9 protein-coding genes are annotated in these 11,016 nt (G+C 70.7%); 8 read left to right on the plus strand and 1 reads right to left on the minus strand.

What is annotated here, in order from left to right; translation table 11 throughout:
• The first annotated feature begins 56 nt into the window (after positions 1–56).
• Both moeB and BJG92_RS15790 read left to right on the plus strand, forming a co-directional pair.
• Positions 57–1,277, plus strand: a complete 1,221-nt coding sequence (gene moeB / locus BJG92_RS15785) for a molybdopterin-synthase adenylyltransferase MoeB (protein ID WP_232084934.1) — start codon at positions 57–59, stop codon at positions 1,275–1,277.
• Positions 1,278–1,355: 78 nt separating this feature from the next.
• Positions 1,356–2,384, plus strand: a complete 1,029-nt coding sequence (locus BJG92_RS15790) for an SDR family NAD(P)-dependent oxidoreductase (protein ID WP_232084935.1) — start codon at positions 1,356–1,358, stop codon at positions 2,382–2,384.
• Positions 2,385–2,818: 434 nt separating this feature from the next.
• Here BJG92_RS15790 and BJG92_RS15795 read toward each other — a convergent pair whose 3' ends face one another.
• Complete coding sequence (locus tag BJG92_RS15795; protein ID WP_232084936.1) at positions 2,819–4,156, minus strand: glutamyl-tRNA reductase; 1,338 nt, start codon at positions 4,154–4,156, stop codon at positions 2,819–2,821.
• Between the two features lie 170 nt (positions 4,157–4,326).
• Here BJG92_RS15795 and hemE point away from each other — a divergent pair, with 170 nt between their 5' ends.
• The 6 genes from hemE to BJG92_RS15825 all read left to right on the plus strand — a co-directional run bounded on the left by hemE (position 4,327) and on the right by BJG92_RS15825 (position 11,004).
• A complete protein-coding gene (hemE, locus tag BJG92_RS15800) occupies positions 4,327–5,421 on the plus strand; it encodes a uroporphyrinogen decarboxylase (RefSeq protein WP_232084937.1) in 1,095 nt (364 codons plus the stop codon).
• A gap of 4 nt (positions 5,422–5,425) precedes the next feature.
• Positions 5,426–6,910 carry a protoporphyrinogen oxidase gene (gene hemG / locus BJG92_RS15805; RefSeq protein ID WP_232084938.1) on the plus strand — a complete coding sequence of 495 codons (1,485 nt, stop codon included), beginning with the start codon at positions 5,426–5,428 and terminating at the stop codon, positions 6,908–6,910.
• A gap of 111 nt (positions 6,911–7,021) precedes the next feature.
• Positions 7,022–7,747 carry a hydrogen peroxide-dependent heme synthase gene (gene hemQ / locus BJG92_RS15810; RefSeq protein WP_232084939.1) on the plus strand — a complete coding sequence of 242 codons (726 nt, stop codon included), beginning with the start codon at positions 7,022–7,024 and terminating at the stop codon, positions 7,745–7,747.
• The gene (locus BJG92_RS15815) at positions 7,744–9,021 is read left to right on the plus strand and encodes a ferrochelatase (protein WP_232084940.1); all 1,278 of its coding nucleotides are present in this window, start codon (positions 7,744–7,746) and stop codon (positions 9,019–9,021) included. Before hemQ ends, BJG92_RS15815 begins: the two co-directional genes overlap by 4 nt.
• A complete protein-coding gene (gene hemC, locus BJG92_RS15820; RefSeq protein ID WP_232084941.1) occupies positions 9,018–10,016 on the plus strand; it encodes a hydroxymethylbilane synthase in 999 nt (332 codons plus the stop codon). The genes BJG92_RS15815 and hemC overlap by 4 nt, the downstream gene beginning before the upstream one ends.
• Before the next feature lie 19 nt (positions 10,017–10,035).
• Positions 10,036–11,004, plus strand: coding sequence for a uroporphyrinogen-III synthase (locus BJG92_RS15825; protein ID WP_374199811.1), 969 nt, complete (start codon positions 10,036–10,038; stop codon positions 11,002–11,004).
• The last annotated feature ends 12 nt before the right edge of the window (positions 11,005–11,016 follow it).

An 11,016-nucleotide genomic window follows, 5' to 3' on the forward strand; every position in this document is an offset into this window, starting at 1 on the left:
ACCACCTTACGCGCGGGTAATATGACCTGGCGCCATCTTCGGGCATAGATTGAAGTATGGCTACCAAGTTCACCGCAAACGCCGGCCCCGCAACCACGGAGCTTCCCGGAACTCTGCCAGGGCCGCTGGTGGAACCGGCGGCGGACCTCAGCGCGGAAGAGGTGGAACGCTACTCCCGGCACCTGATCATCCCCGAGATCGGGGCGATCGGGCAGCGTCGGCTCAAGAACGCCAGGGTCCTCGTGATCGGCGCCGGCGGGCTCGGCTCGCCCGCGCTGCTCTATCTGGCCGCCGCGGGCGTAGGAACCCTGGGCATCATCGATGACGACACTGTGGAGCTGAGCAACCTCCAGCGCCAGGTCATCCACGGTGTCGGGGACGTAGGCCGGCCCAAGATCGAGTCCGCCCGCGATGCCGTCGCCGCCCTCAACCCGCTAGTCGACGTCCGGCTCCACAACGTCCGTCTCGACGCCTCCAACGCCCTTGAGCTGTTCGCCGGCTACGACCTCATCCTCGACGGCGCCGACAATTTTGCCACCCGCTACCTCGTCAACGACGCCGCCGCGATCCTTGGCAAGCCCTACGTCTGGGGCTCGATCTTCCGTTTCGACGGCCAGGTCAGCGTGTTCTGGGAACAGTACGGGCCCACCTACCGGGACCTGTACCCGGAGGCCCCGCCGGCCGGTTCCGTCCCGTCCTGCGGAGAGGGCGGAGTGTTCGGGATGCTCTGCGCCGCCGTCGGCTCGCTCATGGTGACTGAAGCGGTCAAGCTGATCACCGGCGTCGGGCGGTCAATGCTGGGACGCGTGGCCCTCTTCGATGCCCTCGGCGGGACGTGGCGCGAAATCAAGGTTTCCCGCGACCCGGAGGCGGAACGCATCACGGAACTCACCGACTACGATGCCTTCTGCGGCATCGCGCCCGCCGCCGAGGCGGGCCCCGAACACACCGTCACCCCAACCCAGCTCGCCACCATGCTGGCCGCCCGCCATGCTGGGCTCAAAGAGTTCCACCTTGTGGACGTCCGGGAGGGCGGGGAATACGAGATTGTCCGCATCGACGGGTCCGTCTTGATCCCGCAGGGCCGGATCCTGGCCGGTGACGCGTGGCAGGAACTGCCGCAGGACGTGGACATCGTGTTCCACTGCAAGGCCGGCACACGCTCGGCGGCGGTGCTCGCCGCCGCGCGCTCGGCCGGCTATAAGCGCGTCAGCCACCTCGACGGCGGAATCCTCGCCTGGGTGCGCGACGTCGAACCCGGGAAACCGGTCTACTGACCGCCGGGCTCGACCTGGGCCTGCACTGATCCACCCCTGAACTGACCCCCTAGCAAACAGTCCCGGAAAGGCAGCGATATGAGCGAGAATCCAACCCACGGCACCAGCCTGACACCGCAACACAACATCGGCTCCGGCTTCGGCCGCGATTCAACCGCGGCAGACGTCATTGCCGGGATCGACCTGCGCGGGAAGACCGCCATGGTCACCGGCGGCTACTCCGGACTGGGCCTGGAAACCGTCCGGGCACTGGCATCAGCGGGCGCCACAGTGGTTGTTCCGGCGCGGCGGCCCGAGCACGCACTGGAAGTCCTCGCGGAAGCCGGAATCCCCGCGGGAACCGGCGCCGGAGAAGTCAGTGTTGCCGGGCTGGACCTGGCGGAGCAGTCCAGCGTCAAGGAGTTCGCGGCGGCCTTCCTGGGACCTGAAGGCACCGGCCGCAGCCTGGACATCCTGATCAACAACGCAGCGATCATGGCCAGCCCCGAACGCCGCGTGGGGCCGGGCTGGGAATCGCAGTTCGCCACGAACCACCTGGGCCATTTTGCGCTCACCAACCTGCTCTGGCCAGCACTCTCTGCCGGCTCCGGGGCGAGGGTGGTGTCGCTGTCCTCCACCGGACACAAGATTTCCCCGGTCCGATTCGATGACATCAACTTCGAGACCGGATACAACAAATGGGCGGCCTACGGCCAGGCCAAGACGGCCAATGCGCTGTTCGCCGTGCAACTGGACGCACTGGGAAGGGACGCCGGGGTGCGTGCCTTCGCCGTGCACCCGGGCGGGATTATGACCGAACTGCAGCGCCACCTGCCGAGGGAGGAGATGATCGCCGCGGGCTGGATGGATGAAGACGGCAAGGTCGATTCACGGTTCAAGACTCCCGCCCAGGGCGCGGCGACCTCCGTCTGGGCGGCGACGTCTCCGGCGCTCGAAGGAATGGGAGGGGTTTACTGCGAGGACTGCGATATCGCGGAACCCACTCTCGAAGGATCGCCGGAGGCGCGGATCCGGGGCGTGAATGCGCATGCAGTGGACCGGGCGGATGCCGCCCGGTTGTGGACGCTGTCCGCCGAGCTGACGGGCGTCAACGCCTTCGGCCGCTAGTGGCCATTTCGGCAAGTTCGTCCGGGGTCGCGGCCGGGACGTGCCCTTTTCGCGCCGGGGGACATGCTCATTGGTCGCGGCCAGGACAGAGCATATGGGGGATATGTCCATGTGCGGGCCCGGGCGCTGGGCATGTCCCCGGACCGGTGGGCATTCTTGTTCTGATTTTTCCGGCGCGGGCGGGGAGTCGGGCTGCTCCTCGGGGGGACATGCTCATTGGTCGCGGCCGGGACAGGGCATATGGGGGATATGTTCATGTGCGGGCCCGGGCGCGGGACATGTCCCCGACCCGGCCGCCCCTCGACCCCCGAGCGGAGACCCGCGGCGAACTCACGAAAACTTCTAGGGCGCTGGGCATGTCCCCGACCCTGGACCAGCCCTGCCGCCCCTAGCTGGCGCCGTCGAACGCCCGTCCGAAAGGGGGGGGGCGGACGCTACGCTGTGTCCCGCGCGGCCTCGGCGGCGGGAGGGCTGGCGTGCTCGACCGGGCACTCTGCGTCGGCCGCGTTCGCCGCGGGCTGCTCGACCGTGATGCCGTACAGCGCCTCGAGGGCCGCAACATAGTTTTCCTGCTGGCCGTTGGCGGCGAGTTCGCGGGCCCGGACCGTGGGGACGTGCAGCAACTGCTTGACCATCCGGCGGAGTGCGAACTCGACTTCCTCGGCCGCTGCGGTGCAGCCGTGGCGGGAGCGCACCCGTTCCATCTCGGCATCCAGCACGTCCATGGTGTGCCGGCGCAGGGCCACGATGGCCGAGTCCACGGACCGGGCTTCGCGTTCCTGCTCGAAGGCACTGGCGGCGCCGGCCACGATGCTGCTGGCCTGGGCCAGCGATTCGGCCTGCTCCTGCGGGGCCGCGAGCCGCACGGATTCCAGCGTCAGCAGTTCGACGCCGTCGAGCCCGCCGACGGCGGGATCGAAATCGTGGGTGAGGGCCAGGTCAATGGCGATCAGCGGCCGGGGCGACGCCGCCCGGACCCCTGCCAGTTCCGCGGCCTCGACCCTGGTGTCCGCGCCGCTGCAGCCGATCATGACGTCCGCCTCGGCGACGGCGGCGAGCAGGGTGCCGCCGTCCAGCGCCGTGCCCCCGCGGGTGGCGACGAAGCCGGCGGCGCGGCCCGAGGAAGAGTAGACGGAAACGTCCGTGCAGCCGCGTTCGCGCAGCAGGGACATCGTGGCTCCGGCATAGGCGCCGGTGCCGAAGACGACGATTTTCTTGGTGGACCAGTCAGGGTCCTCGGAAATTTCGGTGGCGAGGTCCAGGGCCACGGAGACCACGGACAGGCCGCGGGCGCCGAGGGCCGTTTGGGCGCCGACGTCCTTGGCGGTCTTGGACGCCGCCTGGAAGAGCCTGACGAGGCCGGAGCTGGCGGTCCCCTCGTGCTGGGCGGTGATGAGGGCCCGGCGGACCTGGCCGGCGATCTCACGTTCGCCGACGACGGCGGAATCCAGCCCGGAGCTGACCGCAAAGAGATGCCGGCTGACGTCCGCGCCGGTCCGGGTGTTGAAGGAGCGCGAGACGAGCTGTTCATTGAGCCCGGTGGAGCCGCTGAGCTGGGCGATGAGGGCCGCGCGGGCGGCGTCGACGTCGTCCTGGCGGGGTGCCTCGCCATAGATTTCGAAGCGGTTGCACGTGGACAGCACGATCGCACCCGCCACGGCCGGCGACCCGGCGAGGGCGGATGCGGCGAGCTCGGAAGCGCCGGTGCTCAGCTGAGCAACGGTCTCGAGGTCGATGTCGGCGTGGGTCGCCACCAGTGAAAATAGAACCACAGCAGGTCAATCATAGCTTTTTCGTTTCCGTGTAGAACAACCGATCGGCCGTAATCTCCCGTGTGAAGGCTCACCCCGGCCTGTGATCCCCGCCACGGTGCGGGCAGGCCCGGGGGCAGGTGACAGGCTGTCGTTATCTTTTGGGGCCGATTTTGGGCACAATCGAAGGCATGACCCCCAGCGCTGCAGCACCTGACATCTCCGGCCTCGACGCGGGACACCCGCTCATGGACGGGCGCACCGCGGACTCACCACTGATCACCGCCTACCGGGGCGGCAAGCCCTCCCGGCGCCCCGTCTGGTTCATGCGCCAGGCCGGCCGATCGCTGCCCGAATACCTCAAACTCCGCGAGGGCGTCGCGATGCTGGACTCCTGCCTGCGCCCCGAACTCGCCTCCGAGATCACCCTGCAGCCCGTGCGGCGCCACGACGTTGACGCGGCCATCTTCTTCTCCGACATCGTCATCCCGCTCAAGCTGGCCGGCGTCGGCGTGGACATCGTCCCCGGCGTCGGGCCCGTGCTGGACACACCGGTCCGCACCGCCGCGGACGTTGCGGCGCTGCCGCAGCTGACCTGGGAGGCGCTGGAGCCGATCCGCGAAGCCGTCCGGCTCACCGTGGCCCAGCTGGGCTCCACCCCGCTGATCGGCTTCGCCGGCGCCCCGTTCACCCTCGCGGCCTACATGGTGGAAGGCAAGCCCTCCCGCGACCACCTCGGCCCGCGCACCATGATGCACGCAGACCCGGAGACCTGGACCGCCCTTGCGAACTGGGCCGCCGACGCCTCCGGCCTGTTCCTGCGCGCGCAGCTGGAAGCCGGCGCCTCCGCAGCGCAGCTTTTCGATTCCTGGGCGGGGTCCCTGGGCCTGGCCGACTATGAGCGCTACGTTGCCCCGGCGTCGGCCCGTGCCCTGGACCACGTCCGGCACCTCGGCGCCCCGCTGATCCACTTCGGCACCGGCACCTCGGAACTCCTGGTGGCGATGCGCGACGTCGGCGTCGACGTCGTGGGCGTGGACTACCGGCTGCCGCTCGACGAAGCCAACCGCCGCCTCGGCGGCACGGTACCGCTGCAGGGCAACATCGACCCGGCCCTGCTCTCCGCGCCGTGGGACGTCCTGGAAGCGCACGTCCGCGACGTGATCGCGGCCGGCGCCTCGGCCCCGGGCCACGTGCTGAACCTCGGCCACGGCGTGCCCCCGGAGACGGACCCCGAGGTGCTGACGCGCGTCGTCGGGCTCATCCACTCGATCTCCCCGGAGTAAACGGATGGAGGCAGGCGCAGCCGCCCCCGGGACGGGCGCTTCCGGGAAGACCGCTGTGGTGGTCGGCGGCGGGATCTCCGGGCTGCTGGCCGCCCGTACCCTGGCCCGGGCGGGCGTCCGCACGAGCATCCTGGAAGCCTCCGGCGCGTGGGGCGGCTGCGTCGGCAGCCACGTCGTTGCCGGACTGACCCTGGACAGCGGCGCCGAGTCCTACGCCACCCGTTCCTCCGCGGTGGCTGACCTCGCCGCGGAACTGGGCATGGCAGCGGAGATCGTGGCACCCAACCCGGGCGGCGCCTGGGTCCAGTTGCCCGGGGGCCCGCGCGAGCTTCCCCGCACCGGCGTGCTCGGCATCCCGGCGAACCCCTGGGACCCGGAAGTCCGGCGTTCCCTCGGCCTGCTCGGTTCCCTGCGGGCCTCCCTCGATGCCCTCCTGCCGGCCTCGGTCGGCACCCGGAACGAGGACATGAGCGTCTCCGCGCTGGTCCGCGCACGGATGGGGCGGCGGGTCCTGGACCGGCTCGTGGCGCCCGTGGTCGGCGGCGTCCACTCGGCCGATCCAGGGGTGCTCGACGTCGACATGGTGGCACCCGGACTGCGCGCCGGGATCAGGCAGCACGGTTCCCTCGCCGCCGCGGTCACGGCCCAGCGCAGGGGAGTGCGGGCCACGGGAGCGCAGGCCGGAAGCGGCAGTCCGCAGGCCGGGCTGCAGAAGGCCGGTTCCGCCGTCGGGGGCCTGCGCGGGGGCATGCACACCCTGGTTTCGGCGCTCCTAGCTGATCTGCGCGGGCGCGGCGTCACGCTGCTCGCCAACACACCGGCGGACGCCGTGGAACGCACCCCGGACGGCTGGCGCATTGCCGCGGGAGGCGCCACGTTCGACGCCGGACTGCTCGTTGTCGCCGTGGAGGGTCCTGCCGCCGTCGGGCTGCTCGCGCCCGCCCTGCCCGAACTTGCCGGCCACCGTCCCGACTCCGGCCCCGACGTCAGCCTGGTCACCCTCGTGGTGGACCTGCCACAGCTGGACGCCGCACCGCGCGGGACCGGCATCCTCGTCGCTCCCCAGAGCCCGGATATCCAGGCCAAGGCCCTGACCCACGCGACCGCCAAATGGGGCTGGCTGGCGGAGCGGGCGGGCCCCGGGACGCACGTCCTCCGGCTCTCCTACGGCCGCGGCGACACGCCCCACGGCGCGAGCGGCGCTGCCGGGCCGCGCACCGACGACGCGCTGTTCCAGGCTTCCCTCAAGGACGCCTCGGCCCTGCTCACCGTCCCGGTCACCGCCCGGGACGTCGTCGGCTGGGACGTGGTGCGCTGGGCCGGTGCGCTGCCCTTCGCTTCGCTGGGGCACAAGCGCCGGGTGTCCGAGGTTCGCAGCATCTGCGCGGCGGACGGCACCCTGGCGGTCGTGGGGGGCTGGCTTTCGGGCAACGGCCTCGCCGCGATCGTCGCCGACACGCCCGGGCAGGTAACGGCGCTGCTGGCCTGACCGGCGTCGGCGTCCTGCGGCCGCGCCAGGAAGTGTGAGCTTGATCACTTCTACGTGTTGTAGAACAGTGCGGTTTCGACTTAGCTTCGGCGAGGGGGCACTATGGTATTTATGAGCCACACTTCTGCCGAAACTGTCACTAAAACCGGACCAGCAGCCGAATCAGCCAGCGAAGAATCAGCAGATCAGTTCTTCACCCTGTGGACGGTCTTTAAGCGCTCTGCAGATGTCCTCCGCAACAGCGATGCTGCACAAGAATTCGACGCCCTCACCGCACAGCTGGCCGAGGCCGGCGTGGTGCACCGCGGCAGCTACGACGTCTCCGCCATGCGGGCCGATGCTGACATCATGGTCTGGTTGCACGGCGCCGAGCCGGAGGCCCTCCAGCGCGCCGTCCGGGACATCCGCCGCAGCCGGCTGTTCGCCGGCACCGAGATTGCCTGGTCGGCGATGGGCGTGCACCGTGAGGCCGAGTTCGCCAAGAACCACACCCCCGCGTTCTCCCGCGGCGTGGAACCGGCAGAGTGGCTCTGCGTCTACCCGTTCGTGCGTTCCTACGAGTGGTACCTGCTGCCGGAGGCCGAGCGCGGCGCCATGCTGCGCGACCACGGCCTGCTGGGCCGGGACTTCCCCCAGGTGATCGCCAACACCGTTTCCTCCTTCGCCCTGGGCGACTGGGAATGGATCCTGGGCCTGGAAGCCCCCGAGCTCGTGGACCTCGTTGACCTGATGCGCCACCTGCGCGCCACCGAAGCCCGCCACCATGTCCGCGAAGAAATCCCGTTCTACACCGGCCGCCGGGTGACCGCCGCCGAGATTGCCGAGGTCCTTTCATGAGCCCGCTGGATCCCCAGGACTCCGCCACGGCGGCCACCGTCGTCAACCCCGTCACCGAAGCGGGCCGGATGGCGCCCAAGGACTACGACGCCGTGCTCCTCGCCTCCTTCGGCGGCCCCGAAGGCCAGGATGACGTCATTCCGTTCCTGCGCAACGTCACCCGTGGACGCGGCATCCCGGATGAACGGCTCGAAGAAGTCTCGCACCACTACCGCGCCAACGGCGGCATCAGCCCGATCAACCAGCAGAACCGGGAGCTCAAGGCCGCGATGGAGGCCGAGTTCTCGGCCCGCGGCATCGACCTGCCGATCTTCTGGGGCAACCGCAACTGGGATCCGTATATCCCGCGGACCCTGCAGGAGATCTACGACGCCGGGCACCGCAAGGTGCTGATGATCACCACGAGCGCCTACTCGTGTTACTCCAGCTGCCGCCAGTACCGCGAGGACATCGGCATGGCACTGACGGAGACCGGCCTGGACGGACGGCTCGAAGTCGACAAAGTCCGCCAATACTTTGACCACCCCGGCTTCGTGGAGCCGTTTGTCGAAGGAACCGCCGCCGGCCTCGCCGACGTCCGGCGCCAGCTGGCCCAGGCGGGGACCCCCGACGCGCCGGTACACATTCTCTTCGCGACACACTCCATTCCCACCCGCGATGCGACAGCCTCCGGAAACTCCGAGGGGGAACCGCGCCAGTTCGAGGAAGACTCCGCCTACGTGGCCCAGCACCTGGCCACCGGCACCCAGGTCATCCGCCGGGTGGAGGCGGAGACAGGCGACACCGCGCCCTGGTCGCTGGTCTACCAGTCCCGCTCCGGGGCCCCGCACGTGCCGTGGCTCGAGCCCGACATCAACGACGCCATCGAGGAACTCGCCGGCAAGGGCGTCAAGGGAATCGTGATCGTGCCCCTGGGCTTCGTCAGCGACCACATGGAGGTCCTCTGGGATCTCGACACCGAGGCGCTGGAAACGTGCGGAAAGCTGGGCCTGGCCGCAACCCGGGTCCCCACCCCCGGAACCCACCGCAAGTTCGTCGGCGGCATCGTGGACCTGATCAGTGAACGAACCAAGGCCAACAACATCGCCGACCGCCCGCACCTGACCAAGCTCGGACCCTGGTACGACGTGTGCCGTCCGGGCTGCTGCGCGAACTTCCGCGGCCAGAAGCCGGCCATCTCCGCCGCCGACACCACCGTCGGCACCGGCCACGACCCGTACCCGCCGGCCGCCGCCGGCGCAACCGCTCCGGCGGGGGACCAGGACACCCCATGACCGTCAGGATCGGAACCAGGGCCAGCCAGCTGGCCCTGACCCAGACCCAGCAGACCGCGGACCAGCTGGCCGCCGTCGGCGGGTTCCCGGTAGAGCTGGTCCATATCCGCACCGACGGGGATGTCCTCACCGGCTCGCTGTCCCAGATGGGCGGCACCGGCGTCTTCGTCGCCGCGCTGCGTGATGCCGTGCTGCAGGGGACCTGCGACGTCGCGGTCCATTCGCTCAAGGACCTGCCCACCGGAGCGGCCCTCGGACTGGCGCTCGCGGCCACGCCGAAGCGCGTCGACGTCCGGGACGTGCTCTGCGCCCGCGACGGGCTTAAGCTCGCAGACCTGCCCACCGGGGCCACGGTCGGCACCGGCTCGCCCCGCCGGGCCGCCCAGCTGCGCGCCGCGCGCCCCGACCTGGACATCCGGGACATCCGCGGCAACGTGGACACCCGCCTGGGCCGCGTTCCCGGGCTGCCGGGCAACAGCACCGACGCCCTGGTGGAGGGCAAGAGCTGCGACCTCGACGCCGTCGTGCTCGCGGCCGCCGGCCTGCACCGGATCGGCCGGCTCGACGCCGTCAGCGAATACTTCGAACCCGACATCATGCTGCCCGCGGCCGGGCAGGGTTCGCTCGCGATCGAATGCCGCAGCGCTGACGCGCCCCGCAAGGCAGGATCCACCGAAGGCTCGCAGGGCGTGCTGGCGCAGGCCCTCGCGGCGCTCGATGATCCGGACACACGCCTGGCCGTGACGGCGGAGCGCGCGCTCCTGGCCCGCCTCGAGGCCGGCTGCGCCGCGCCGGTGGGCGCCTACGCCTACCGCAAGGGCGGCATGCTGCACCTTGAAGCCGTGGTCTGCGCCGTCGACGGAACCGCCGCCGTCCGCGACAAGAAGGCCACCGACGGACTCACCGAGGTTGGGGCCACCCTGCTCGGGATCGAGCTGGCCGAAGTCCTGCTGGCCCGCGGAGCCGCCGACATCGCGGACCTGGCCGCCTCCTGATCACGGAATCCATCAGGTCATGGGACGGCACAGTGCCCCGAGCCAGCCGGGCAGCCAGCCCGGCGGCCAGCCGGCTGCGCCGCCGGGCATGAGGGTGCCCGACGGCGCCCGCGTGCTGGTGGCCCGCAGCCCCGACCGGGCGGGGGAACTCGTCTCGGCGCTGCGTGGCGCCGGTGCCGAGCCGCTGCTGCTGCCCCTCATCGACTTTGAGCTGGCCGGCGACCAGCACTCCCTCGATGTCGCCTTTGATGCTCTGGGCGCCGGTGCCTACAACTGGCTCGTGATCAGCAGTGTGACGACGGTCCAGGCGCTCGAGGCCAAGGCAGCCGAGCGCGGCACCTCGCTCAGCTCCTGGCTGCCAGGCAGCCTCCTCGTGGCCGCCATCGGGCCCGCGACGCGCCGTTTCCTCGAATCCCGGGGCGTCGCCGTCGACCTGGCGCCCACGGGGCAGCAGTCCGGCGCGGGACTTCTCGAGGTCTGGCCCCTGCACCAGGGCAGCGTGTTCCTGCCGCAGGCGGACATCGCCGACCCCCGGCTCCGCCGCGGACTGGAGGCGCGGGGCGCCTTCGTCCAGGCCGTGACCGCGTACCGCACCGTGGATTACCCGGCCGACCCGGGCCGGAGCCTCGCCGCGGGCCAACCAGCGGAACCGGGTCCCGCGACACCGCAGGACAACGCGGCCGCCGTGCTGACCCCGGCGCAGGCGAAGGCGGAAATCGACGCCGGCCGGCTGGACGCCGTCGTCGCCGCTTCCCCCAGCGCAGCCCGGCGCATCCACGGGGACCTCGCCCCGTTGGGCAGCTGCCGCTTCGTCGCGATCGGACGCTCGACGGCGGCCGAGGCTGAATCACTGGGCCTCACCGTCGCGTCCGTTGCCGAGCAACCCACCGCCTCCGGCCTGGTCGCCGCCGTCGTGCGGTCGCTGGCGGCCCCGTCGAACCCACCTCATCAGCCAGTCGCAGAGCCCACAGCAAAGGACACCCCATGAGCTTCCCGACCC

This window comes from Arthrobacter sp. SO5 (assembly GCF_020532805.1).
Taxonomy (GTDB): Bacteria; Actinomycetota; Actinomycetes; order Actinomycetales; family Micrococcaceae; genus Arthrobacter.

Coding starts and splice junctions, on each gene's coding strand:
- BJG92_RS15825 (WP_374199811.1), top strand. CDS start 10,036: ATGGGACGGCACAGTGCCCCGAGCCAGCCGGGCAGCCAGCCCGGCGGC.
- BJG92_RS15815 (WP_232084940.1), top strand. CDS start 7,744: ATGAGCCCGCTGGATCCCCAGGACTCCGCCACGGCGGCCACCGTCGTC.
- moeB (WP_232084934.1), top strand. CDS start 57: ATGGCTACCAAGTTCACCGCAAACGCCGGCCCCGCAACCACGGAGCTT.
- BJG92_RS15790 (WP_232084935.1), top strand. CDS start 1,356: ATGAGCGAGAATCCAACCCACGGCACCAGCCTGACACCGCAACACAAC.
- hemQ (WP_232084939.1), top strand. CDS start 7,022: ATGAGCCACACTTCTGCCGAAACTGTCACTAAAACCGGACCAGCAGCC.
- hemC (WP_232084941.1), top strand. CDS start 9,018: ATGACCGTCAGGATCGGAACCAGGGCCAGCCAGCTGGCCCTGACCCAG.
- hemG (WP_232084938.1), top strand. CDS start 5,426: ATGGAGGCAGGCGCAGCCGCCCCCGGGACGGGCGCTTCCGGGAAGACC.
- hemE (WP_232084937.1), top strand. CDS start 4,327: ATGACCCCCAGCGCTGCAGCACCTGACATCTCCGGCCTCGACGCGGGA.